This is a genomic window from Burkholderia sp. L27(2015) (assembly GCF_009765705.1).
Lineage (GTDB): Bacteria > Pseudomonadota > Gammaproteobacteria > Burkholderiales > Burkholderiaceae > LMUX01.
The window spans coordinates 459,041-485,022 of sequence record NZ_LMUX01000016.1; the positions used below are offsets into that span (position 1 = coordinate 459,041).

Consider the following 25,982-nt stretch of genomic DNA (forward strand, 5'->3'; position numbering starts at 1 on the left):
CCATTCGGTTCGCCATGCTGTGGGGCTATCCACCATCAGGTGCGCTTTCGGCTCACGTCGCAGCGGCGCATCCCGGCCCACGTCGCGACGCACATCGCAACCTACATTCGAGTCGCGTGCGCGCGCCGCGCTCTGCTATCCTTGCAAGCGCCCCGGTGTTGCGCCACGCTCGATGCTGGACCGCGTGCCTGCCCGCGGCGTTGCGCTTGCGTTGTGCCCGGGTTATATCTGGGTGTATCAATTCCTTCCGCCGTATCCGATTGCCGTATCAGACTGTGACTCGAGCTGCCCACCATCCATGCTGACGTTGTTTTATTCGAATCGTTATGAAGCGCTGACCGAGGCGGTACTGGACGGTTTGGCGCAAGGCATGGCCGAGGCGCCCAGCCCGTGGACCCGCGAAACCGTGATCGTGCCCAGCGCCGCGGTGCGTCGGCGCCTGGAACTCGATGTGGCCGAGCGCTTCGGAATCTGCGCGAACCTTGACTTCACCTATCTGGCGCAATGGATCTGGGCACGTATCGGCGCCGTCATCCCGGTGCCCGAGCAATCGCCGTTTGCGCCCGAACGCTTGACTTGGCGTTGCTATCGTCTGCTCGATCCGAGCCGCGCGCGCGGCTCAGTGCGCCTCGACGCTTATCTGTCGCAGGCGCACGCGGGCATGCGCTACGAGTTGGCGCAACGGGTTGCGACGGTGCTGGATCATTACCTGACTTACCGTCCCGAGTGGCTGGCCGCATGGCAGCAGGGCACGTCCATTTTCGATCCGCTCGGCGAAGCCGCGCGCCTGAATCCGCGCCTGGCCGACGCCACCGCGGTGCAACGCGAAGACGAACAATGGCAGTCCGCGCTGTGGCGCGAAGTGCTGGCCGAAGTCAGCACGTCCATTAGCACTTCCGTCGGCACTTCCCGCGCAGGCAGCGCCGATAAGGCCGGACTCGTGACGCCGCCGGCTTACCGCTTCCTGGAACTGGCGGCGCAGTTGGACCTCGATACGGTGGCACGCGCAGGCTGGCCCGAGCGAGTCAGCGTATTCGCGCTGCCAACCATGCCCCCGCTGCAGATTGCGTTATTGCGTGAGCTGGGGCGCTGGATCGATGTGCGTATGTATGTGTTCAACCCGTGCCGCGAATACTGGACCGACATCCTGCCCGTAGCGCAGGTCGACGCGCTGGCGCTGCGCGGCGAAGCCGACTATCACGCAGTAGGCAACCCTCTGCTGGCTGAATGGGGGCGGCAGACGCAGGCGCAGTTGCATATGCTGCAGGAACTCACCGAAGGCGCGACCGGGCGCGAGGCCTCGTACTTCGAAGCCAGCGACGCGCCGACCTGGCTCGCGGCGAGCCAGAACGCCATCCTCGATTTGACCGAATGGCCGAGCTTGCCCGACGGTGCGCAGGCGGGCCTGGAAGTGCATGCCTGCCACAGTTTGTCGCGGCAGCTCGAAGTGTTGCACGACCGGTTGCTGGAGCTGTTCGAAACCGACGCGCAGCTTCGGCCGGCCGATGTGATGGTGGCCGTGCCCGATCTGGTGAGCGCGGCGCCCCTGATCGATGCAGTATTCGGCACGGCGGTGCAGCAGCGGCGTATCCCGTATCGTATCTCGGGGTTGCCACCGTCGCAGGCCAATCCGGCGGCGCGCATGCTGCTTGAATTGCTGGCGTCGCGCGCCGAGGAGATCAGCGCATCGCAGGTGATCGAGTGGCTCAGGGTCGATGCGGTGGCAGCGCGTTACGGCATCGACGCGGCCCAACTGGAGACGGCGCAGCAATGGCTCGCCGCAGCGGGCGCGCGGCGTGGGCTTGAGCCGGGCGTGCCGCAAGGCCCCGGTGTGCCGCTGGCGCGGCACACGCTGGCCGATGCGCTACTGAGACTGTATTTGGGTTATGCCTTGCCCGATGCCGCCGAACCGGTGGCTGGCTGGCTACCGATACAAGGCGCCGACGGAGCGCAAGCTGACCTGCTGGGCCGCCTGAGTCGCTGTGTCGACGATCTGATCGCCTTCACGCGAGCCTGCGAGCGTGAGGCGACGCCGGTCGGCTGGGCCGAATTGTCGCGCTCGGCGCTGGCCACCTTCTTTGCATCGGAACTGGAATTTACCGACAGCCTGGACACACTGCGTGACGCGATCGACCGGCTCGCCGGCATGATGGACGATGGCGCGGCCGGTCTGGACGTGCCTGCCGCAGTGTGGCGCGCGGCCTTGGCGTCGACACTGGACGATCCGGCTCGGGGCGGCGTGCCATGGGGCGGCGTGACCTTCTCGGCGCTGACCAGCCTGCGCGGCCTGCCGTTCAAAGTGGTCTGCCTGCTCGACTTGAACGACGGCAAGCTGCCCAGCTTGGCACGTGCCGACGAGTTCGACCTGATCGCCGCATTCCCCAAACTCGGCGACCGTCAGCGGCGCGACGACGAACGCAATCTGTTTCTCGACGCGTTGCTGGCGGCGCGCGAGCGGCTGCTGATTTTTTACACGGGACGCAGCATACGCGACAACGCCGCACTACCGCCGGCAGCACTGGTGGCCGAATTGCTCGACTACCTTGCGCGCGCGCGCGCGGGCGAAACCGCGAGCACGGCCGAGTTGCACGCGGCGCGTGATGCTCTGGTAACGGAGCATCCCTTGCAATCGTTTGCGGCGCAATATGCTTTGCAGCAAGACGGTTTGTATACCTACGACGCCGAGCGCAGCCAGATCGCGGCCGCATTGGCCGATCCGGCGCCGCGGCGACGCTTGCCATTTTTTACCGAGCCGCTGCCGGCCGTAACGGAAACCGAAATTGAGTTCGTCAGCTTCGAGCGTTTCTGGCGTCATCCCATTCGTCATTTGCTGCGTGAGCGCTTGGGGATCGCGCTGTTCGATGCGGATCCGGCTTTGGCCGACAGCGCGCCGTTCGCGCTCGGCTGGGATGGTCGCGACGCGTTGGCGGCACGTTTGCTGCCGGTGTTGCTGAGCGAGGAAGAAACGTCGATCCCGGCGGACTATCCCGCGGGCGATCATGCGCGGGATGCCACAGCCGAGATCCGTGCCGCACGCATCGCCGCTGCCAGCCCCGAGTTGCCAGACGGCGCCACGGGCGGCATCTGGCGGGAGCGCGCTTTGCATGGCCTGAGCGAACTGGCTCGCGAAGTCCAGCAGGCGAGCCGGGCCGGTACGTGGCGCGTGCCGTTCGCTCTCTCGCTGACACCGCGCTGGCCGCTCGTTGGGCAAACGCATGGGGTGGAGTCTTCCGACTGGCAAAGGCTTGCTGAGTTGGCTGCGCCTGTCGATGCAGGAGATACGCAACCGTTCGTCTTAAGCGGCGTGTTGCCTGAGGTCGGCGTGAACGGCCTGGTGATTTATCGTTACGCGCGACCGACCGCGCGCGATTATTTATCTGCGTGGTTGGCCCATCTGGTGTTATGCGCGAGTGCGCCTGCCGGGGTTGAACCGCGCACTCGCTGGTTCGGCGAAGGCGAGGATTTCGAATTGACGCGCGTGGCCGATGCGCCGGCGCGGCTTGCCGAGTTGCTGGCGTTTTATCAGGCGGGCTTGCGCGTGCCTCTGCATTTTTTCCCGAAGAGTGCCTGGGCTTATCAGGCGGACGGCACGGCCGAAGCCCATAAGGTTTGGCAGGGCAGCATGTTCTCGCGTGGAGAGGCAGAGGATGCCTACCTCGAGTTGGCGTTGCGCGACCTGCCGACGCCGGGAGCGGTGCTCGATCCGGTATTCGAGCAGCTTGCGAAGGCGGTGTTTGGTCCGCTAGCTGAACATCTGCGGGAGTCCGAATCATCATGAACTCGCCGCACGAACTCGACGTTTTCAATTGTGCACTTGACGGCATCAGCCAGATCGAAGCATCGGCCGGTACCGGCAAGACCTGGAATATCTGTGCGCTCTATGTGCGATTGCTGTTGGAAAAGCGCCTGAGCGCTGAACAGATTCTGGTCGTCACGTTCACCAAGGCCGCGACGGCGGAACTGCACGAACGGATTCGCGATCGGTTGAGTGGCGTGATCCAGGTGTTGGATGCGTTGCTGGATCATGCCGACGAATTCGCTGAAGCCGAAGCCGAAGCCGAAGCCGAAGATGGAGGTGGAGGTGGAGGTGGAGGGGAAGGTGCAAATAGTTTGGTGCGCGCGATCGTCGACGAGTTGACGGGCGGGGATCCCTTCGTCGTTCGTTTGCTGGAAACCACGGTGGGCAATGCGCCGCATCACGCGATCTCGCTCGCGGATGCACGCTTGCGCTTGCTACATGCGGTGCGCGGATTCGATCAGGCGGCGATACATACAATACATGCGTTTTGCCAGCGCGCGTTGCAACAGGCGCCATTCGCGGCTGGGATGCCGTTCGAGTTCGAGCTTGCCAATGACGATCGCGCGTTGCGTGCGGACGTGGCGATGCAGTTCTGGCGTACGCGCGTCGAGCCGGTTGCCGAGCGCGAGCCGGGTTTCGCTGCGTGGCTGGTCGATTTGCGCGCGAGCCCCGAATCGCTCGACATCCATCTTGCGCGTCGCCTCAAAAAGCCGCTCGCGCAAATTATCTGGAGCGATGTGTCGGACGGCGAGTCCGGCGGCGCAGCGAATGCCGAGCGAGGAGGCGCCCTCGAGCGCGCATTTACCGACGCTTACGCGACAGCCGCGACGATTTGGCAGTCGCAGCATGAGGCGCTGCTGAGCCTACTTGAACGCGCTCAGCCGCAGCTCAAACAAAACTCGCATAAACCCGAGCTGGTGCGCGGCGCTTACGATTCCTGGGGGCGGTATTTTGCGGGGGGGCACGTCCACGATTCCGCGGCGGGGCGCGTTCAAGATTCTGCGGCGGGGCGCATCCAAGTACCCCCCGCCAACGGGGCGCGCATCGGTCACAACGGCATGATCAAGGGCCTGAAAAAAGGCGCCGAGTTGCCCGAGCATCCGTTCTTTGCCGCGGCCGACGCCGTGCTCGACGCCGCCCAGGCGCTGACACAATGGCACGAGCATCTGTGGTTGGGTCTGGTCCGGCAGTGGCTCGAATGGGCGCCGGCGGCTCTGCACGAGATGAAACTCACGAGCGGTACGGTTTCGTTCGACGATCTGCTCAGCGATCTGCATCGCGCGCTGACTCGCCACGAATGGCTCGCGGCGGCGATCCGGCAACGCTACGCCGCGGCGCTGATCGATGAGTTCCAGGATACCGATCCGCTGCAGTTCGATATTTTTACCCGGGTCTTTGCGCCGGCAGGGGAAACGCCGTCACCCCTGTTTTTGGTCGGCGATCCCAAGCAGGCGATATACAGCTTTCGCGCGGCCGACCTACATACTTATCTGGCTGCGCGCGAGCGCGCTACTGCGCGTTACACGCTGGCGGTGAACCAGCGCTCCACTGCGCCTATGATTTCGGCCTGCAATCAGATTTTTTCCACCAACCCCGCCGCGTTTATTCTGCCGGGCCTGACCTACGAGCCCGTACGTGCCGGCACGCGCGCGAGACCACCGTTACGCGACGACGACGCTGCAGATGCGGAGATCGGCCTGACCCAGCCGGCTTTACGGATCTGGCGATTGCCCGGCGGCGACGCCGTATTGCGCAAGCGTGAAGCGCAAACGCGCGTAGCGCACGCCTGTGCCGCAGAGATAGTGCGACTTCTCAATGGCGGCCGCGACGCACGGGTTTCGCTTGGCAACACAGCGTTGGCACCGGGCGACATCGCCGTGCTGGTGCAAACGAAAAAGCAGGGCGGCCTGATCAAGCGCGTGTTGGCGGAATGGGGCGTGGGCAGCGTCGAGCTTACGCAAGCATCGGTATTCGCGTCGGCTGATGCGGCGTGTCTTGAGCGGCTGCTGCAGGCTATCGATACGCCGGGCGATCCACGCCGCATGCGCGCCGCACTGGCGACCGACTGGATCGGACTGGATGCGCAGCACCTATGGGCGCTCGACCACGCCGAACGTACCGGCGGCGCCCATACCGAAGCGACAGACGCAGCAGATGCGACAGACGTAACCGACGCCACATCCTGGGTCGAGCGTTTTTCGCGTTATCGCTTGCTCTGGAACGAACGCGGTTTCGCGACGATGTGGCGCACCCTGCTGCACGAACTCAAGGTGCAACAACGGCTTGCCTTGCAGCCCGAAGGCGAACGACGCTTGACCAATCTGGCGCACCTGAGCGAGTTGGCGCAGACGCAGGCCGCGACGCAAAGCGGCCTCGCTCCCTTGTTACGCTGGCTGGCCAGCGAGCGTAACGAGCCGGGCCTGGGCGAAGAGGCGCAATTGCGGCTTGAGTCCGACCGCAATCTCGTGCAAATCGTCACGGTGCATAAATCGAAAGGACTTGAATACCCGATCGTGTTCTGTCCGTTCCTGAACGACAACGCGCAGCGGCCATCGAGCGCCGGCAAACTGCCGGATGCGCGCGAATATCGCGACGCCGATGGCGCGGTGCTGCACTACGGTTGCGATGCCGATACGATAGCGCTGGCGCGCGATCAAGCCGCGATCGAGCAAGCGGCGGAACGCGCGCGGCTGATTTACGTGGCGCTCACGCGCGCAGTCTATCGCTGTTACCTCGTCAGCGGCCCCTATGCCAGCGGCTCGACGGGCTCTACGACGGAGTCGCGTAAAAGCGTTCTCGAGTGGCTGGTAGCGGGCCGCGGCGATAGCTATGCAAACTGGCAGGCCAAGCCGCTTGAAGAGACGGAACTCGCGCAAGCGTGGCAGGCACTGTCCAGCTCGGCGATCGGCTTGCTGTCTTTGCCTGCCGCCAGGAGCGCGCAGCCGCTGGAAGCCCAGGACCATCGCGATGCCCGGTTTGCCGCTCGCGTTGCGCGCAGGGGCCTGCGCGACAGTTGGCGGATTGCCAGCTTCAGTGCCTTGGCGGCCTCGGGTACGGCCAATGCGCGGCCCTTCGGCCAAGGCGCGCAAGCCGCTCATGACTTGGCCGGTTTGCGACCGGATCACGATGCGCTGGCAGGGCTACGTGTGCCGGGATCGCCGGTCGCCACGCTGCCGGTCGCCACACTGTCGATCGGTGATTTCGACGACGACTTCGACGACAACTATCTTTACGCCCCGCAGACCGCTGAGCCCATACCGATCGCGCGCGGCAACGACGACATCATTGATTTTCCGCGTGGCTCGGCGGCGGGCGAATGCCTGCATCGGATGTTCGAGCTGGCCGATTTCAACGAACCGCTGACTTGGGCCCCGGCTGTCGAGCGCGCCTTGCGGGAACGTCCGGCGCCGGCCGCCGCACAGCTAGCGCCGCGCCTGCCGGCGATGATGAACCGCCTGCTTGGCGATGTCGTATCGACTCGAATAGCCGGGCCCGAAGCGCCGCACTTGACCTTGGCACAGGTCACCCCCGCGAAACGGCTGACCGAACTGGAGTTTTCGTTTCCCGCCAAGGCGGTGAATCTCGCCGCACTGGCCGAACTGCTGCGCGTGCACGGTTATGGCGTGCTGCCCGAATTGGCATTCAATGGCGGCTGGCTCGACGGCTACCTGAAAGGCTTTATCGATCTGGTTTTCGAATACGACGAGCGATTCTGGGTGCTCGATTGGAAATCGAATTTCCTTGGCGAGCATCCGGGCGATTACGGGCCCGCGCAACTCAGCGCGGCAATGCAGGATCATTTGTACACGTTGCAGGCCTTGATCTATGTTCTCGCCCTGCATCGCTACTTGCGGCATCGGCTGCCGGACTACGACTATCAGCGTCACGTCGGCGGCAGTCTTTATTTGTTTGTGCGCGCGGTCAGGCCTGATTGGCGGGTCGACGGCCTACCTGCCGGCGTGTGGTGCGATCGGCCGCCGCTCGAGATGATCGAAGCACTCGATCGGTTGATGCAAGGGGGCGGCAATGGATGATCTTTTTACCTCGAAATCGTCGCCACCCGAGCGCTTGTCGCGCGTGGATGAGATCGGTGCGGTGCCGGCGGTGCCGATGGAGTTGGCTTTGGCCGACGGTTTTGCGACACGCCTGGCGCTACTGGCGCGCCGTACTGGCGCCGAGGCGGTGACGGTGCGGTGGGTCGAGCGAGCCGCATTTGCGATCAGCCGCGCGACCAGCCAAGGGCATGTCTGCATCGGGCTTGAAAGCGTGCTCGAATCCGCTGGTGCACGCGTCGAGTCCGGCGTTGGGTCGCGCATCGAGTCCCGCATTGAGTCCCACATCGAGTTCAACTCGCGGCTCAGCTCAGGGCAGCGGGCTGCCGACGTTGCGGCATTGCGAGCGCGTCTGCTTGCCAGCGGCGTGGTGTGCGATGGCGGTGGCGCGAGCGCCGCGTTGTTGCCGTTGGTGCTCGATGCGCAAAACCTTCTCTACCTTGCGCGCTATTACGATTTCGAACGACAACTGGCAGCGGCGCTGGTGACACGCGCGCGCGAAGCGGAAAGCGGCGCCGCCATCGCCGATGAAAGCCTACAGGCTTTTTTTGTCGCGCCGCCACCCGGCGAAATCGATTGGCAGCGGGTGGCCGTGGCGTTGGCGCTGAGCGGACGGCTCACCATCATCAGCGGAGGGCCGGGCACCGGCAAGACCACTACCGTCGTGGCAATTTTGGCAGGGCTGTTGGCCCAGGCGGCGGTGCGCCAAACCACACTTCGTATCGCGTTGGCAGCACCGACCGGCAAAGCGGCGCAACGCATGCAGGAAGCGTTGCTGGAGCGCGCCGGCAACCTGCCGCCCGAGGCCGCGGCGCGGCTGCCGACGCAGTCCTATACGCTGCATCGCTTGTTGGGCGTAGGGCCCGGCGGGCAGTTTCGGCACCATCGCGCGGCGCCGCTGCCGTATGACGTCGTGGTGGTCGACGAGGCTTCGATGATAGACGTCGCTCTTGCCGCGCGGCTGGTCGACGCGATTCCCCCCGGAGCACGCCTGATTTTGCTCGGGGACAAGGATCAGCTCTCGGCGGTCGAAGCGGGCGCCGTCTTCGCTGAACTCAGCGCGCGCCCCTCGTTGTCTGCCGCTCGCGTGGCGCTGATTGCTGAGCAATTGAAGGTGTCGCCGCGGCAATTGACCGATGCGTGGCCTGTGTGGGAAAGCGCCGATACCGATACCGATACCGATACCGATACCGATACCGATGCTGACGTTGATGCGGATGCTCGCGCAGACACCCCTGCTGCGCCATTGGCAGATTGCGTCGTGTGGCTGGAACGTAACTATCGCTTTGGCCTGGACTCATCGATCGGGCAGTTGTCGTTGGCGATACGCGCCGGACGAGTCAAACCGGCGCTGGCGATTTTGCAGGGTGGCGATAGCGACACAGTGCTGCATGCGGATGCGATGACCATGCTGAAACCGGCCTCGCTCAGCGCGTTGGCCGAGGGTTATGCGGTGTATGTGGCCGCGCTGGCCAACTGGTTGACCATCCGCGCCGGGCGAGGCAGCGCTCACCGATTTGAGGCTGACACGCCCGGCGCCTCAGCGCTTGCTGAGATTGGCACTGCTGACACCGCGGCGCTGTTCGATGCGTTCAATCAGTTCCGGGTGTTGTGTGCGGTGCGCGCCGGTTGGCGAGGTGTGGAGCGGTTGAATATCGAATTGACGCTGCGCGTGCGGCAGGCCTTGCGCGCGGCCGGCGGGGCCGCTGAAGCAGCGCTCGCACCGGTTGCGAGCGATGCGCTGTGGTACGCCGGAAGGGCTGTCATGGTGACGCGTAATGACTACGCGCTGGGCTTATTCAATGGCGATATCGGCATTGCGCTGCCGGCGGGGGAAACCGCGGACACGTTGCGGGTCTGGTTTCGCGCGGCCGATGGTCGTTATCGCGCGGTGTCGCCTGCTGCGCTGCCGCCGCACGAAACCGCATTTGCGATGACCGTGCATAAATCGCAGGGGTCGGAATTTCAACGCGTGGCTTTGGTAATGCCCGCAGTCGCGAGCCGCGTATTGACGCGTGAGCTGGTCTATACGGCAGTTACGCGAGCCCGTGCGGCAGTGGCAATTTATACCGCTGCGGATGTCCTCGCCGAAGCGATCTCCGCACGCACTGCGCGCGACTCCGGATTGGCCGCGCGACTTGCAGAGGCATCGCTGACCACCGTGAGCAACGTTTAACCGCAACCGCAACCGCAACCGCAACCGCAACCGCAACCGCAACCGCAACCGCAACCGCTCAGTCCGCGTCGCCAGACGCTTTGCCGCGTCCCGCTTTGATCGCGCTGCGGCGCGTCTTGCCTTCCAACCGGCGGCGCTGCGACGCGCGTGTCGGACGTGTGGCGACGCGTTCGCGCGGCAGCACACTGACACTGTCGATCAGTGCGGCGAGTCGCGCGAGCGCATCGGCGCGATTCATTTCCTGAGTGCGGTGTGCCTGGGCTTTAATGACCACCATCCCGTCGCGCGTGATGCGACTGTCGTGCAGCACAAACAGTCTGGCTTTGATGGCATCGGGCAGCGCCGACGCACCGATGTTGAAACGCAAGTGGATCGCGCTCGACACCTTGTTGACGTTCTGGCCACCCGCGCCTTGTGCGCGGATAGCGGTCATTTCGACGTCTTCGGGACGCAAGGTCCACTGCTGGGCAGGTACGATCATGAGCGGGTTATTGCAGGGCGCGGCGTGCAGGTCCGCGCCGCGCGTTTCACGCGGCCAGCGCCGCGGGGGCGGCCACGCAAACCCTGTTGCGGCCTGCATGCTTGGCCATGTAGAGTGCCTGGTCAGCGGCCGCGAGCAAATTGCGACTGTCGCCGGAAGGCTCCATTGTGGCCGCGCCTATCGATAATGTCACCACGCCCGGATGGTCGGGCGCGTCGCTGGCCGGAGCGGCAATCCCGGCGGCGAACACGGCTTCGCGCAGTTTTTCAGCGATAAAGGTCGCGGAGTCACGATCGGCGCAGGGGAGTACGACCACGAATTCCTCACCGCCATAGCGCGCCAACAAGTCGCCGGACCGCCGGATCTGGCTCGCCAGTGCTTGGGCCACGGCGATCAGGCAGGCGTCGCCTTGCAGGTGACCGAGGGTGTCGTTGTAAGGTTTGAAAAAGTCGACATCCGCCATCAACAGCGAGAGCGGTTTGCCGGTGCGTCGCGCGTGTTCGACTTCGCGTGCCAGAAACTCATCGAAATACCGTCGATTATGAATGCCGGTGAGTCCGTCGCGGATAGAATATTCAGTCAGCTGAGTGTTAGCCGTGCTCAAGTTGCGGTAGAGACGGTTGAATTCCCAGAAGAGCATGCTGAGCACGGCCGTTGCCGAAACCACCGATAAACAGCGCGCGGTGTACCAGCCCAGCGTGCCGCGTGCGCCGGCCACGAACGTAATGATCACGTCGCAACTGGCGGCAAGCAGCGCGATACATATCCATAGCTCAAGCATGGCGCGGGTGCGGCTGGCGAGCGCAATGGTCAATAGCGCGAGCAAATTGGCCAGCACCACGGCGACAGACACCGGGTTGTGCACCAGCGCCAAATACGAGTGCCCGACAATGATCGTGGACAGCAGCGAACCATGCGCGGCGATGGCGAGGTAGCACAGCGCTGCCGACACCAGCATCGGGCCACCGATCAGCGCCACGGCCGTCGGTATCGTATGACGCGGCTCAAGGACCGTCTCACCCCAATGACGCTTGATGACCGATGCGATCAACAACACAATCGGAAAGCCGCCGTGCCAGAAAACCCAGATCCAGGCCGCGCTTTGACTGTTGGCGCCAAACAAGCCGGTCGGCGCGAAAATGTCGGGAAACACCAGCAACTGCGCCAGGTCGGCCACCGTCACGAAGCCGAAAGCGCCGCTGAGTGCCGCGAGGTACGGCTGCCGGAAAATTGTGAACTGTACACATAAGATCACCGCCGTCAGACTCTCGGTACAGAACACGGCGGTGTTGAAGATGGGTAAAAACGGATCTACAGGAGTGAGGTAGAAGTTGGCCCAGGGCCAGGTAAGACAAAAGGCGGTCAAGATTGCGAGGGCCACGGCGCCAGCACTGAGCGCATGAAAGCGCGTGGTTGGCAGTTGTATCATTCCTTCCATTGCGGGCCTCGAATTGGTGTGGCCCCAGTGTAGCAAATCCGTTTGGCAAGGTAGTGGCCCCCGAGCTCCTCGAGCGTGGATTCGTCAAAATGAGACAAGTCGGCTGGTGAAGTGCCGACACTTATCGCGTACTTTTATCGTATTTTCTTCCGCGCTTTCCTCTGCATCGTCTTGGTTAGGACGTGCGCGGTGTGCGGTGCAGCCGCAGTTTTTGCAACAGTCCGGTGGCCAGCGCAGTACCGGCGAGCACCAGCACGACGCCGCCGCCCAAAGCCGGCGAGACGGGTTCGGCGAGAAACAGGTTGCCCCACAGGATGCCGAATACAGGGATCAGGAACGTGACCGACATCGCGGCGGCTGGACCCGCTTTGGCGATCAGGCGGAAATACATGAGGTAAGCCAGGGCCGTACAGGCTATGGCCATGCAGATCACAGCCCCCCATCCGCGCACCGATACCGCTGCGGTGGGCCAGTTCAGGAGCGCGAAGGGCAGCAGTGCCACGCTGGCGCCTGTCATGCTGCCCGTGGCGACCACCAAAGGCGGCACGCCGGTGAGCGCTCGCTTGGTGTAATTGGCAGCGATGCCATAGAGGAACGTGGCGCCCAACGCGGCGCCTGCCGCCAGAATGCTATGCCATGGCGCGCTCGCGCCGGTGCTGCCCGTATCGCCTGCGCCGCCGGCCGGGACTTCGATTTGATACCAGACGAGAACCAGCACGCCGGCGAAGCCGAGCACCATGCCCGCGATTCGGCTAGGGCTGAGTGTCTCCTTGAGCCAGACGAATGCGACCAGCGCGCCGAACAGCGGCGTGGTGGCATTGATGACCGAGGTCAATCCGGCGCTGAGCGTCTGCTCGGCAATCGCGAACAGGCAGAACGGCGCCGCTGAGTTGAGTACGCCGACTACGAATAAGGGTCCTGCGTGCGTGCGCAAGCTCTTCAAACCAGCCACGCCGTTGCGGCTGCCGAGCACGATCAGTAAAACAACAGCGGCGATCGACACTCGCAATGCCATCAACGCGGCAGGTCCGAATTCGGCAACGCCGACCCGGATAAACAGGAACGAGGCACCCCAGAGCGCGGCGAGAATAATCAGACTGAGAAAGCTTTTGAGGTTCATGACGGGGCAAAGTAGGGCGAAGTCGTACCGGGCAATGGCGATGCGGTGTCGGCGAGCGCGGGGGGCGAGCGTGGGACCATTTGCGGTGGCGCCTCGGAGGCAACCGGTGCGGCGCAGGGAGCGCCGACGAACGCACCATTGATGTGCCCCGATGTTAGCACCGGGGCATCGCCCTGAACATTGGCGGGACTCTATGATTGAATCGAAGAGCAAGATTCGGTGTGTCGGATGCTGTGGATGTCCCAAGCGTCCCAAGCATCCTAAGCGCGCCAAGTGTCCGAAGCGCCTCAAACGCCGCACGCGCCAAGTCCCCTGCCCAAATAAAAACGCCCCGGTGCGTGAGCAGCCGGGGCGATGCTGCCGGCTCGCGCCGGCAAGTACAAAAGGCTTAGTGAGGAATAATGCCCGGTATGTAGTACTGCTGGATCCAGACGATGATCCCGAGCAGCACCGTCAACGCAATACTGTGCTTGAAGGTCTTGGCGAAGACCAGGCCTTCCTTGCCCTTGAGTTCGGTCACGCCAACGCCCGTTGCGATGTTTTGCGGCGAAATCATCTTGCCCATCACACCGCCCGACGAGTTGGTTGCCGCCATCAGGACCGGATTCAGGCCAAGCTGGTTGGCTGCCACCACCTGCAGGTTGCCGAACAGCGCGTTACCCGAGGTGTCGCTGCCCGACAGGAACACAGCCACCCAACCCAGGAACGGCGAGACCAACGGGAAGAACACGCCGACCGAAGCCACGCCGAGACCCAGCGTGTAGGTCATGCCGGAGTAGTTCATCAAAAAGGCGAGCCCAACGATAGTCGCAACCGTGAAGATGGCGATGCGCGTCTGCTGCCAGGTGTCGCAAACGGCCGCGAAAAACTCGCGGACGGGCAAGCGCGTAATGAGCGCCGTGATAATTGCCGCCACGAGAATCGCGGTGCCGGTACCGAGCGGCTGGAACACCCAGATAGCGCCATAAACAGTCTTGTACAGCGTGATGTACACGGCCTGATCCAGGCCGGGCCACGCTATTTTCTGCGCACCGACGTTGGCGACGCCGAGCAGCGTCCAGGCAATCACGACAACCGACACGATGAGCCACGGATACCAGCCTGCGACGCTTTTGACGGCACTGCCGTGATGCTTCGAGCGATCGACGTTGATCGCATACTTCGGATCCGGCTCGAGTTTCCACACTTTCAGGAACCCGATCGTCAGGATCAGCGACGCGAGCGACGCCAGGACGTCGGTCAGCGCGTAGCTCAGGTAGTTCGACATCACGAACTGCGTGACCGCGAAGCTCAGGCCCGCTACCACCAGGACCGGCCAAATCTTGAGCATGCCGCGAAAGCCGGCGTATATCGTGATCACGTAGAACGGCAGCAGGAATGCGAACAGCGGCAACTGGCGACCGACCATTTGCGCGAGCGAGGTAGCCGGCAAGTGGGTAACGGCCGACAACACCGTGATCGGCACGCCGAGCGCGCCGAAGGCCACCGGCGCGGTATCGAAAATAAGTGTGAAGGTCAGCGCTTCGAGAGCGGGAAAGCCCAGCATGATCAGCATGGAACTGATAATCGCGATCGGCGTGCCGAATCCCGAGATGCCTTCGAGCAGCGCACCGAACGAAAAGCCGAGTACCACCAGCACAATGCGGCGGTCATTGGGCAGATTCTCGAGCAGCCAGTTGCGAAACGCATCGAAGTAACCCGAGCGCACCGCAATGTTGTACAGCAAAATCGCGGCGACCACGATCCACATGACAGGCCAGACTGCGAACACGGCGCCCGAGGCGACCGAATTGAGCGCCAAGCCAATCGGGAATTGCCACGCCGTGACAGCCACGATCAGGCCGACGACCAACCCTGCCAGCGAGGCTTGCCACGCAGGCCGACGCAGGATGCCGAGCAACGCAAGAACCGTTGCGATCGGCAAGATTGCTACCAGGAAGCTCGGGAATAGAGAATCCCCGATAGGAGTAAGCAGTTGATGGAACATCACGTCTCCGAAGAATTATTAACTGCGATTTTCGAGCGATGTGAAATCCGGCTCCGCAGGCCGAGCGAAATCGAATTACCAAATCATATATAAAACCGTGTGCGTCACGCGCAGCATAGGCTGCGTAGATGCACCGCACAATTTAGGGTATGTACCGACAGCGGACGTTGGCAAATTGAAAGCTGAAACGACTAGGCACGGTCTTGCGCTGCAAAGCCGCGTGGCGACGGGAGTGTAGAAGAGAAAAGCAGGGGAGAAAGCGGGGAGGAAGCAGGCGAGAAGCAGAGGAGGACGCAGCGCAGAAGCTGCCTGCCGGGCCGGGGTGACCCCGGCGCCGACTAGGTTGCTGGGCTGTCGACCGGCCCGCTGGCCGAGTCGACGACGGTCTGCAGCAGTACCGTCGGCCCTGTTACGGTCGATTACTGGCGCTGATAAATTTCGGCGCCGGCTTTGACGAACTCGATCGATTTGACTTCCATGCCTTGCTTGAGGGCTTCGATTTCGCTGATGCCTTGCTTGGCTGCGTATTCGCGCACGTCCTGCGTGATCTTCATCGAGCAGAAGTGCGGGCCGCACATCGAACAGAAGTGGGCGACTTTTGCGGCATCCTTGGGCAGCGTTTCGTCGTGAAACTCGCGCGCCTTGTCCGGGTCCAGGCCGAGGTTGAACTGGTCTTCCCAGCGGAACTCGAAACGGGCTTTCGACAAGGCGTTGTCGCGTATCTGCGAGCCCGGATGGCCCTTGGCCAGATCGGCTGCATGCGCGGCAAGCTTGTACGTGATAATGCCGGTCTTGACGTCGTCCTTGTTGGGCAAACCCAGATGTTCCTTGGGCGTGACGTAGCACAGCATCGCGGTGCCGAACCAGCCTATCATCGCCGCGCCGATACCCGAGGTGATGTGGTCGTAGCCCGGCGCGATGTCGGTCGTCAGCGGCCCCAGCGTATAGAACGGCGCTTCGTCGCAGTACTCGAGCTGCAGATCCATGTTCTCTTTGATCAATTGCATCGGCACGTGGCCGGGGCCTTCGATCATCACCTGCACGTCGTGCTTCCATGCAACCTGGGTGAGCTCGCCCAGCGTCTTCAGTTCGCCCAGTTGCGCTTCGTCGTTGGCGTCGTAAATCGAGCCCGGACGCAAGCCATCGCCCAGCGAGAACGACACGTCATAGGCTTTCATGATTTCGCAGATTTCTTCGAAATGCTCGTAGATGAAGCTTTCGCGATGGTGAGACAGACACCATTTGGCCATGATGGAACCGCCGCGCGAGACGATACCGGTCATCCGGTTGGCGGTCATCGGCACGTAGCGCAGCAGCACGCCGGCGTGGATCGTGAAGTAATCGACGCCTTGTTCGGCTTGTTCGATCAGCGTGTCACGGAAAATTTCCCAGGTCAGGTCTTCGGCGCGGCCGTTGACCTTTTCGAGCGCTTGATAGATCGGCACCGTACCGATCGGCACCGGGCTATTGCGCACGATCCATTCGCGCGTTTCGTGGATGTGCTTGCCGGTCGACAAATCCATGACGTTGTCCGCGCCCCAGCGGATCGCCCAGGTCATCTTGTCGACTTCTTCGCCGATCGACGAAGTCACGGCCGAATTGCCGATATTGGCGTTGACCTTGACCAGGAAATTGCGTCCGATGATCATCGGCTCGACTTCCGGATGGTTGATGTTGGCCGGAATGATCGCGCGGCCGCGAGCGATTTCCTCACGCACGAATTCAGGCGTGATTTTGCTCGGCGTACTGGCACCAAACGACTCGCCCGGGTGCTGGCGCCCCATCAGCTCGGCCAGCTTGTTGCCTTGCGGACCCGAATCGCGCAGGCTTTGCAGGTATTCGTCGCGACGCATGTTTTCACGGATCGCCACATATTCCATTTCAGGCGTGATGATGCCGCGGCGCGCGTAATGCATCTGCGACACGTTCTTGCCGGCCTTCGCACGACGCGGTTTGCGGTGCAGGCCCGGAAAACGCAATTCGGCGGTGGCGGGGTCGGCTGCGCGTTCCAGGCCGAATGCGCTGGTCAAACCGGAGAGTTCTTCGGAGTCGCCGCGCTCGTCCAACCACGCGGTGCGCACGCTGGGCAGGCCCGAGCGGATATCGACGCGCACTTCCGGGTCGGTGTAAGGGCCCGATGTGTCGTACACGTACACGTCAGGATTTAGCTCGCCGCCGAAATCAGTGGGCGTGGCCGATTGCGCGATTTTCCGCATCGGCACCCGCAAGTCGGGGCGCGAACCCACGGCATAGCTTTTGGTGGAGTTCGGCAGCGGCTGAATGGCCAGCGCGTCGACATGCGCGTCGGCCGAAAGGAATTTGGGGTTGGCGTTCATTACGTCTCCTGGATAAAGCAGCGGATGCCGCGGATCTGCCACGCAGGAAACTGATATTTTCGGAGGGGGTCGGGGCGGGTCGGGAGGGGAGTGACCCGCGACGCTCCCTGCGCTGGCATTATCCAGATCAGGTTCTAAGGGTATTTCTCACCCGTAACCCAGTTACAGGACCCCCGCGTTGCAGTTCGCACGATACACCGTGCACGGCGGATCGCGCAAGCGCCGATGTGCACGATTTGCCGTGAGGGTCGGCACGATTGTAGGTTGCAGCGCGGGTGGGTTGGACGCCGCCGGCGCAAAATCGCAACAAAAAATGCGCCCGATCGATGAGTATCGGACGCACATTGCCGCCGCGGCGCCCACTACTGGCTCGCGGCGAAGGTGGCACCTTACTGTGGCTTATTTGTTTTCGTCGGCGCTATTGGTGATGGCGTGGCCGCCTTTCGAAATATCCTGGCCCGCGCCGGCGACCGTATTGCACCCTGCGAAAACCACCACACCGGCGACTAGCAAAAGCGAAAAGAGCTTGGTCATTTTGAATCCCCTCGAAGACGATTGATCTGGATAGGAGGGCTACGTTGCGTCTCGCGAAGTGCCCCGGCAAAGATCGGAGCAAATATCGATCCGCAGCGCGTTTGCGATCTGTGCCGCTCACGCGCATTTCGCGTAACTGGTTAGTGTGACACTTATTTCGCGATAAGCGTTCCACGAGTTCTGCCAGGCGATGTATCCAGATGTAAATGGACGCCTTGCGTTCACACCCCTGCGGTAACGAGGTCAGGACGCGGACGGTGATGACTGATCCAAGTCATTAATGCTTAGTCTCTTAGCCTATTAAGCCCCCGCCTTCCTCGTGAAAGGGGTACGGTCCCGCGTAGTCGTCAACATAAACGTGGTGCGACACGACGCCTGCCTGTGCATCCCAGAGATGCAGCGCGAAGGCGGGCGGTTCCATCACAAAAGCGGAAGGGCCCTCGGGCCGCAAATCGAACGCCACCTGATGGGCCGGCGACGCGCAGGTCGAGGCGATGGTGCCGCCAAAGCGGACATGGATAGGCCGGTGTAAATGACCACACAGCACACGCTCGACATTCGGATGTTTGGCGATCAGGCGCTCCAGCGCTTGCGCGTCTTGCAGGGCGAGTGCGGCCTCGTCCATATGCTCGATGCCGGTTGCAAACGGCGGGTGATGCAGCGCCACGATAACCGGCATGGCACGCGCTTGTTCGAGCTCGGCCTCTAGCCACGCGAGCCGGCTTGCGCACAAACGGCCGCCGCTGTTCGGCGCGTCCAGGCTATCGAGCGCGAGCACCCGCACGGTGGCCCCCGGCGTGGCGAGATCGAATCGGTACTGGATGAAGCCGTCCGGGTCGCCGCCCAGGTAGGCGGCGTCGGCAAACGCGGCGCGCAGCGGTGCTCGGCTATCGTGGTTGCCCACCATCAGGTAGTAGGGCAATTGCAGTTGCGCGAGCAGCGTACGCAGATGCGCGTATTCGTCGGCGTGGCCCGCGTCGACAAGATCGCCGGTAATGAGCACCGCGTCGGGACGCGGCGTGAGCGCGTTGAGCTTGGCGATACAGCGTTGCAGGAACGGCGCGGTGTCCACCTGCCGATAGGCAAGTTGGCCGGGCCGGCGGATATGAAGATCGGTGATTTGAGCGAGCAGCATGAACGTGTCCTGACAAAAAACAGCTTAATCGATTTCAAAGGCCAGCAATTTCAAAGGCCAGCAGTGCATCGGGCCGCAGTGCTAAGCCCACCGCAGTACCGCGACTCAATTCCACATGTCCGGCCACGTCGATGACCAGCGTGTCGGGCGCCGCACCCGTGATGCGCAGTCGCGTGCGCTCTCCCAGGAACTGCGCCGCTTCGATGACACCGTGGAGTTGCGCTGCATGGGGCGCGACCAGGGTGGCGTCTTCCGGCCGGAAGTAGGTGGTCGCAGCGCCCGTGGGCAGCGGCGCATTCAGCGGCACTGCGCCGCCCAGCGTGTTGAGCATGCCGTCGCGCACTTCGCCACATAGCCGGTTCAGTGTGCCGATAAACTGCGCGACCGTGCGATTGGACGGCCGATAGTAGATGTCGCGCGGCGTGCCTATTTGCTCGATGCGCCCGGCGCTCATGACCACGATGCGGTCGCCCAGCGCCATGGCTTCGGCTTGATCGTGCGTGACGTAGACAGTGGTGATGCCCAGGCCGCGCAATAGCGTATTCATTTCGGTGCGCAGCGTATCGCGCAAACGTGCGTCCAGTGCGGTCAGCGGTTCGTCGAGCAACAGCACGCGCGGCTGCGGGGCCAGCGCCCGGGCCAGGGCGACACGCTGCCGTTGGCCGCCGGACAATTCGTTGATCGGCTTGTCGGCATGCGCTTCGAGTTCCATCAATTCGAGCAGCTCGCCGACCCGTTGACGCATCGTGGCCGGATCGGCCTTTTTGATGCGCAAGCCATACGCGATATTGCCGCGTACGTTCAGGTTGGGGAACAGCGCATAGCTCTGGAACACCATGCCGACCTGGCGCTGTTCGATCGGCCTGGCGGTGACGTCTTCGTCGCCGAACAGCACGGTGCCACCTGCATCCGGTTGCTCGAGCCCGGCAATCATGCGTAAGGTGGTCGTCTTGCCGCAACCGGAGGGACCGAGCAGCACCAGCGTTTCACCCGCGCCTATGCTGAGGTCCAAAGGCTGCAGCACGCGCTGGCCGCGAAAGCTTTTGCCGCACTGACGCAGGGTGACCGGAATCGAATCGAGTTTCATAGCGGGTTTTCCGGTAGGGCGCGGGTGTTCGCGTCGGCGCTGGCCGCGATGCTGGCGCTTTCCCGCGCGCGGCGCTTGGCGTGCTTGCGTTGCAGCCGTTGCGGGTCGAGGTTGCCGCCAGGATCGATGCCCAGCAGTTGCATGCCGATCAACAGCGGAATCGTGATCGCGAAAAATACGATGGTGTAGGCGCTGCCGATTTCAATACGCATCGAGGCATAGGCATCGGCCAAGCCGACCGGCAGCGTCTTGGTGTCGGGCGTGTGCAGCATCCAGGTCAGGTTGAATTCGCCTAGCGAAAGCGTGACCACGGTCAGTGCGCCTGCCAGGATGCCGGGCCAGGCATTGGGCAGCACGATGGTGAAAAAGCGTTGGCTAAAGCGCGCGCCCAAGCTGGCCGCGCCTTCTTCGAGCGTACGCAAATCGATGCTGGCGCAAATGGCTGCGACCGATCGCACCATGAACGGCAGCGTGAACACGAAGTGCCCGACCACGATAAACCACAGGCTGTTGCGAAATGCGCTGAAGCCGCCGTAGATAGCCAGCAGACCCAAGGCCGTGGCCAGGCCCGGCAGCGCAATCGGCAGCACCAGCATTTCTTCGATCAGGCGCGACAAGCGGGTGCGCGAGCGCGCCAGCGCGTAGCCTGCGGGAACGCCGGTAAGCAGCACCAGTGCAAGCGTGATCGCAGCGACGTACAGAGACGTCAGCACCGAGTCGCCGTAGGTTTCGAGCACGTTGCTGACCCAGCGCAAGGTCAAGCCGCTCGATACGCCGCGGAAATAGTTGACGGTCAGCCCGGCCATCACCGACATCAGCATCGGCACGATCAAGAACGCGCACAAGGCCAGTGTCACCATCACTTGGCCCACGGTGATCCAGTTGAGCGAGCGCAGGCGTCGCGTGCGAACTGGCGCGAGCTGCGCGGCGGAGCTGGACTGCATCTGGTTCATGATCAATTCGCGAGTCAGTTCACGGGCCGGTTTGCGGCTAGGTTCGAAGGTCGGTTCGCTCATTGCATGGACTCAGAGTCTCAGGCCGCAGCTGCGGCGGCCTGGCCGGTCAAGTTACGGGCCAGGGCGAGCACCGCCCAAGTCACGACGCCCAGCACCAGGCTCAATACCGCGGCCGTGACCATATTGGCGTTGAGCGTGAATTCGGTGTAGATGGTCATCGGCAGCACGTCGATATCGGTGGCTAGCGTGAACGCTGTGCCAAACGCGCCCATCGAGGTCGCAAAACAGACCGCCGCCGCGGCAGTCAGCGCAGGTGCGAGCGCCGGCAACACCACATCGCGCATGATTTGCCAGGGGCTTGCACCCAGCGAACGGGCCGCTTCCTCGAGCGATGCATCGAGTTTGCCTGCGGCGGCCATCACCGTGATGATCACGCGCGGAATCGAAAAGTACAGGTAGCCGGCAAAAAGGCCCGTCATCGAATAGGCGAAGACCCATTTGTTACCGGTGAGCGCCATGGTCAGCGCGCCGATCAGGCCTTGGCGGCCCGCCAGCATAATCACCATGAAGCCGACCACCACCCCGGGAAATGCCAGCGGAAAGGTCAGCAGCGCGAGCAGCACGCGCTTGGCTGGAAAGCTATGACGCGTGAGGAACAGGCCGACGATTACCGAGAGCACCAGCGTGGCGAGCGTGACCGCGATCGACAGCGCGACCGTGGCGCCCAGACTTTCCAGGTAGCGGCGGTTGGTCAGCACCGCGCGATACGTGGCCAGCGCGTCGTTGCCGCCGCTTATCTGGATCAGCCGCCCGATGGGCAACAGCCAGAAGCCGGTAAAGAGCGCGAGTGCAGGCGCCAGCAGCGCGATGCGCCAGCGTACCGGAAAGGTCAGGTCGTGCATGATGGCGGGTCGGGTTGACGTATCGGGCCGCGATGCTGCCAGCTTAATGCATCAGCGTCAGATAGGCTTCACCGAAACTGCGCTGGGCACGCGCCATTGCGTTGAAGTCGACCGGTTTGACGCGGGCATAGTCACTCGCCGGCAGGAACTTCGATGCCACGTCGGGCGGCAGTTTCACTGCACGTACCGGTCGCAGGTAAGCGGCGGCCCACAGCGCCTGGCCTTCGTCGGAGAGCACGAAATCGAGCACTTTCTTGCCGTTGGCTTCATGCGGCGCGCCTTTGGTGAGCGCCATCACGTAGGGCACGGTAATCGTGCCTTCGCGCGGGATCACGAACTCGACGTTGGCGTGATCCTTATATTTGGCACGGTAAGCATCGAAATCGTAGTCGAGCAGAATTGGAATCTCGCCCGAAAGTACGCGTGCATAAGCAGTTTGCTTGGGCACGATGGGCGCGTTGGCCTTGAGCGCCTTGAACCAATTCATGGCCGGGCTGAAATCGTTGAGCGTGCCACCCAGTGCCGTATTCACCGCAACCGCACCGGCGTAACCGACGAACGCCGACGACGGGTCCAGATACCCGATCATGCCTTTGTATTCAGGCTTGAGCAGATCGGCCCACGAGCGCGGTACCGGTTTGCCTTCGAGCGCATCTTTGTTGACGAAGAACCCGAGCGTGCCGGAGTGGATCGCAAACCATTCGCCCTTGGGGTCTTTCAGCGTGGCCGGGACGTCCTGGATATGAGCCGGCGCATACGGTTGCAGCAGGCCTTGGTCCTCGGCCTGAAAGGCGGACGAGATGCCCAGGTAAACCACGTCGGCGACCGGGCTCTTGGCTTCGGCCATCATCTGTGCGATCGCTTGCCCCGAATTCTTGTCGTCGTAGGGCACGCGGATTCCGGTCTTTTGCTTGATCGCGGCAATCTGCGAGGCCCAATCGGCCCATTCCGGCGGGCAGTTGTAGCAGATCGCCGTTTCGTCGGCGCGCGCGGCTTGCGTCGGCGCCAGGATGGCGGCTGCACTCGCTACCAGCAGCACGGCAGTCGATTGCAGTACGCGTGCGCGGCGTGCGAGAGTCGTGACGTTCGCGACGGTCGATAAGCGAGTTTGCAGACTTGCAATCAGACCAGGCAGGCGCGCAGTCAGACTTGAGGCCAGACGTTTCATAACAGATCTCCTGAGATGTAGCACGTGAGCGGTTAGGCGCGGCGGGTGGACCCGGACGCGGTGAGAGGGGCGGCCGGCGCTGCTGCCGTCGGCTCGCTTTTTTCGCCAACGTATGGCGCGATAGTTGCGCCATGCCGGATCGAATGCGGCAGTGTCAGACCTAGACGCTGGGGTTGGCGGCCATCGTCGATTAGCGTGGCGCCATTCGCGGCGGCTGGCAGGCGAGCCTGGATCTGGGCACGTAGCTGTCGCCACGCTTGCGTGCCGATTTCGCGATTGGGTGCGCACACGCTGGCTAGCGCGGGTGAGAGCAACTCACCCATCGAAAGTCCGTCGAAACCGAGAATCGACATATCGCGCGGCACTTCGAGGTGGGCTGCGCGCAGCGCACGCATGACCACCATGGCCAGTAGATCGTTGCTGCAAAAAAGCGCCGTGGGCCGATTGGCGCCTTCGAACAAGCGTGCGAACGTGGCGGGGGAGAGCCGTTCGGCGTTGAAGTCGACTTCGATGGCGGCACGCGGTTCGAGCCCCGCCTCTTGCATCGCGTCGCAATAGCCGAGGTGGCGTTGGCGAGCGCGATCGGAGGCATTGAGCGAACCTGCCACCATCAGTATCTGGCGGTGCCCTTGCGCCACCAGCACACGCACGCCGTCGCGGGCGGCGCGCCGGTTGTTGACTGAGACTGAAGGGCGGCAGGCTGTGTCGTTATGCGCGAGTACGTAGGGTAGATGGTCTGCTTCCAGCGCATCGAGCAGTGGATTCGAGTTGCCATCGGTGACGGTGATGATTACGCCGTCTACGCGCTGGCCGCGCAGTATTTCGAGGGCGTGTTGTTCGCGTTGGGCGTCGTATTGGGTGGTCATCAGCACCAGGCGATAACCGGCTGCGCCGGCCGCTTCGTCGATGCCTTGCAAGGTTTCTGCGAACACCGGGTTGGCGAGGGTTGGCAGCACGATGCCGACCAGCCCGGTATGCTCGGCGCGCAGTTGACGCCCCAGCGCACTGGGCTGGAATTTCAGCGCCGCGATTGCCGCCTGGATTTTTGCGAGCGTGATCGGGCTGACCGTATGCGGCGCATTGAGCGCGCGCGAGACGGTAGCGATCGAAAATCCAGCGTGAGCGGCGACGTCCTTGATGGTGGCTGTCATTTTGCGCAATGAAGTGAAAACGTTTTCATGCTGCGCATTATCATCAGTCAAAATGACAGTACTGTGACGATTTTTTTGCGGCGCAGGGTTAGTGATTTTGTTTGTGCGGTGCGGCATGAATGGCGGCTTGCGGCACAGGAATCTGGCTCGCCGGGCGCTGCAGTGGTAGAATCTCGTCCGCCCTGCCGGGGTGATGAAATTGGTAAACATAGCGGACTTAAATAATTGAGTGCCCGATCGGAAACGGTCGGAGTAGAACCCTTCAAATTCGGCGAAACCCCTGGCGTACTTGCGCCGAGGCAACACCGAGCCAAGCCTGTCGTGAAGGCGCTGTTAAGCGGTTTGCGGTAGGAAGGTGTAGAGACTAGACGGGGGGCACCTGCAGCGCGTTGCGCAATGGTGAAGGCATAGTCCAGCGCACGAACGGTTTTGATGGAGCGTCGTTAAGGTTGATGGCGTTTTGTTGGAAGTCGGCGTCGAAAGACGCAGTGTGATGAAAATCCGCCGCCTAACGGCTTGCCGGTTCAAGTCCGGTCCCCGGTACCAAATAGCGTTCCTGAGTAGTCTTGGATTATCCGCGAAGCCCCGCAGATTAAACGTCTCCGGGGCTTTTTCATATCGAGACCCTCGGTACGTGCACCGACGTAGCCGGCCTGAAACTTCAATTCGCGCGCGAACTAGCGTTGCTTGGACGGCAGTGCTCAAGCGTGCTCTTTGTGCGCTACCACCCAGTCGCGCAGCACGTTGTTCATGCGCGTTTGCCAACCATCACCGGATGCCCGGAACTCGCTCACGACCTCTGCGTCCACATAGAGTGTCACACGCTCTTTCGGATTTTCCAGCTTTGGACGGCCACGCTGGCGCTTCATGAACTCGGCGTGTGGGACCATTTTCGCAACCTCTTCGGCGGTGACCTCCGGGTTGTCCGGGTCCGCGTCGATGCCGCGTTGAATTGCCAATTCCTCTTCCGGCGTGTTGCGGATCAGTTTAGGTTTCGTCATCGATTTTCATCTCCCGGTTGTTTGCTGCGTCTTTGACGGGGTCAAAAGTCAGACTCATCGTTAATAAGTATACGTACGTTAAATTGGCCATGCATGTATTTTGTGTGCGTATATTAAATCGAGTCGCCTCGTGAGATGCTGAGTCTCAGCATTGGTCAGAGACATGCCCCGGTGATCATCCGATCATTGGGTAACAGCTGACGGCGAACGCGACATCGATCCCACCCAACCCAACACCGCCAAACTGACAAACTTTACGAAAAGCAGAGCTACAATCAAAGAGCATCGCGACGGGATCCGGGCGCCTGCGAAGCGATAGGCTTGCGCTCGACGCGACCTTTGTTCTGCAGATCCCACCATGGGCGAACGAAGGCTCCGGCAGGTCTCTCCAAAATCCACTTGGAGAAGAATCATGATCAAATTTTTTGCTATCTTCGTGCTATTAGCCGGACTGACGAGTTGCGGCGTCGCTCCTCAGTATGGTTACACCCCCGCGATTGGCTATAACGCCCCCAGCGGCGGCGCCGGCGCGGGTCCATAACTACGCCCTGAAAACTATCGCGCGCCGACGGGCGCCCATAGTTCCCCGCGCCCCATGCTGCGCAACGCTCGGACCACATCGACAGGTCCAACCCAACGTAAGCATCAGACGGGCTCGC

At 62.6% G+C, this 25,982-nt stretch carries 18 protein-coding genes and 1 riboswitch; of the genes, 5 read left to right on the forward strand and 13 right to left on the reverse strand.

From position 1 onward, the window contains the following. The first annotated feature begins 298 nt into the window (after window positions 1–298). From recC to recD, 3 genes are read left to right on the forward strand one after another with little or no spacing between them, the layout of a single operon-like run. A complete protein-coding gene (gene recC / locus GSQ77_RS09990; protein ID WP_158901561.1) occupies window positions 299–3,778 on the forward strand; it encodes an exodeoxyribonuclease V subunit gamma in 3,480 nt (1,159 codons plus the stop codon). Further along, complete coding sequence (gene recB, locus GSQ77_RS09995; protein WP_158901563.1) at window positions 3,775–7,833, forward strand: exodeoxyribonuclease V subunit beta; 4,059 nt, start codon at window positions 3,775–3,777, stop codon at window positions 7,831–7,833. The genes recC and recB overlap by 4 nt, the downstream gene beginning before the upstream one ends. Beyond that, the gene (gene recD, locus GSQ77_RS10000) at window positions 7,826–10,027 is read left to right on the forward strand and encodes an exodeoxyribonuclease V subunit alpha (protein ID WP_158901565.1); all 2,202 of its coding nucleotides are present in this window, start codon (window positions 7,826–7,828) and stop codon (window positions 10,025–10,027) included. The genes recB and recD overlap by 8 nt, the downstream gene beginning before the upstream one ends. 58 nt (window positions 10,028–10,085) lie before the next feature. On the opposite strand, the gene arfB is transcribed toward recD, so the two are convergent. From arfB to GSQ77_RS10060, 12 genes are all read right to left on the reverse strand, one after another. Continuing rightward, window positions 10,086–10,508 (reverse strand): alternative ribosome rescue aminoacyl-tRNA hydrolase ArfB, encoded by a 423-nt coding sequence (arfB, locus tag GSQ77_RS10005; protein ID WP_158901567.1) that lies wholly within the window; start codon window positions 10,506–10,508, stop codon window positions 10,086–10,088. Between the two features lie 46 nt (window positions 10,509–10,554). Further along, window positions 10,555–11,946: a sensor domain-containing diguanylate cyclase gene (locus GSQ77_RS10010; RefSeq protein ID WP_158901569.1), complete on the reverse strand. Its 1,392-nt coding sequence runs from the start codon at window positions 11,944–11,946 to the stop codon at window positions 10,555–10,557. A gap of 175 nt (window positions 11,947–12,121) precedes the next feature. After that, entirely contained in the window at window positions 12,122–13,066 is a 945-nt protein-coding gene (locus GSQ77_RS10015) for a DMT family transporter (protein ID WP_158901571.1), read from the reverse strand. 388 nt (window positions 13,067–13,454) lie between these two features. Then, complete coding sequence (locus tag GSQ77_RS10020; RefSeq protein WP_158901573.1) at window positions 13,455–15,053, reverse strand: L-lactate permease; 1,599 nt, start codon at window positions 15,051–15,053, stop codon at window positions 13,455–13,457. Window positions 15,054–15,472: 419 nt separating this feature from the next. Next, a complete protein-coding gene (gene thiC, locus GSQ77_RS10025) occupies window positions 15,473–17,389 on the reverse strand; it encodes a phosphomethylpyrimidine synthase ThiC (RefSeq protein WP_158901575.1) in 1,917 nt (638 codons plus the stop codon). Window positions 17,390–17,476: 87 nt separating this feature from the next. Continuing rightward, a riboswitch (TPP riboswitch) is annotated at window positions 17,477–17,574 on the reverse strand. Window positions 17,575–17,788: 214 nt separating this feature from the next. Beyond that, window positions 17,789–17,923, reverse strand: coding sequence for an entericidin A/B family lipoprotein (locus tag GSQ77_RS10030; protein WP_158901577.1), 135 nt, complete (start codon window positions 17,921–17,923; stop codon window positions 17,789–17,791). Between the two features lie 292 nt (window positions 17,924–18,215). Continuing rightward, window positions 18,216–19,058, reverse strand: a complete 843-nt coding sequence (locus tag GSQ77_RS10035; protein WP_158901580.1) for a phosphodiesterase — start codon at window positions 19,056–19,058, stop codon at window positions 18,216–18,218. Window positions 19,059–19,092: 34 nt separating this feature from the next. Next, window positions 19,093–20,145, reverse strand: coding sequence for an ABC transporter ATP-binding protein (locus GSQ77_RS10040; RefSeq protein WP_158901582.1), 1,053 nt, complete (start codon window positions 20,143–20,145; stop codon window positions 19,093–19,095). Next, window positions 20,142–21,089 (reverse strand): ABC transporter permease, encoded by a 948-nt coding sequence (locus GSQ77_RS10045; protein ID WP_254067593.1) that lies wholly within the window; start codon window positions 21,087–21,089, stop codon window positions 20,142–20,144. Before GSQ77_RS10045 ends, GSQ77_RS10040 begins: the two co-directional genes overlap by 4 nt. An 89-nt stretch (window positions 21,090–21,178) precedes the next feature. Continuing rightward, window positions 21,179–22,003 carry an iron ABC transporter permease gene (locus GSQ77_RS10050; RefSeq protein ID WP_158901584.1) on the reverse strand — a complete coding sequence of 275 codons (825 nt, stop codon included), beginning with the start codon at window positions 22,001–22,003 and terminating at the stop codon, window positions 21,179–21,181. A 43-nt stretch (window positions 22,004–22,046) separates the two neighbouring features. Continuing rightward, complete coding sequence (locus tag GSQ77_RS10055) at window positions 22,047–23,171, reverse strand: ABC transporter substrate-binding protein (RefSeq protein WP_158901586.1); 1,125 nt, start codon at window positions 23,169–23,171, stop codon at window positions 22,047–22,049. Between the two features lie 32 nt (window positions 23,172–23,203). Continuing rightward, complete coding sequence (locus tag GSQ77_RS10060) at window positions 23,204–24,322, reverse strand: substrate-binding domain-containing protein (RefSeq protein WP_158901588.1); 1,119 nt, start codon at window positions 24,320–24,322, stop codon at window positions 23,204–23,206. A 27-nt stretch (window positions 24,323–24,349) separates the two neighbouring features. Here GSQ77_RS10060 and GSQ77_RS10065 point away from each other — a divergent pair, with 27 nt between their 5' ends. After that, a complete protein-coding gene (locus tag GSQ77_RS10065) occupies window positions 24,350–24,547 on the forward strand; it encodes a hypothetical protein (protein ID WP_158901590.1) in 198 nt (65 codons plus the stop codon). A gap of 476 nt (window positions 24,548–25,023) precedes the next feature. Here the strand turns inward: GSQ77_RS10065 and GSQ77_RS10070 are convergent, their stop codons facing one another. After that, complete coding sequence (locus GSQ77_RS10070; RefSeq protein ID WP_158901592.1) at window positions 25,024–25,323, reverse strand: BrnA antitoxin family protein; 300 nt, start codon at window positions 25,321–25,323, stop codon at window positions 25,024–25,026. A 412-nt stretch (window positions 25,324–25,735) separates the two neighbouring features. Here GSQ77_RS10070 and GSQ77_RS29775 point away from each other — a divergent pair, with 412 nt between their 5' ends. Next, window positions 25,736–25,864 carry a hypothetical protein gene (locus tag GSQ77_RS29775; protein WP_301951146.1) on the forward strand — a complete coding sequence of 43 codons (129 nt, stop codon included), beginning with the start codon at window positions 25,736–25,738 and terminating at the stop codon, window positions 25,862–25,864. Window positions 25,865–25,982 lie beyond the last annotated feature (118 nt).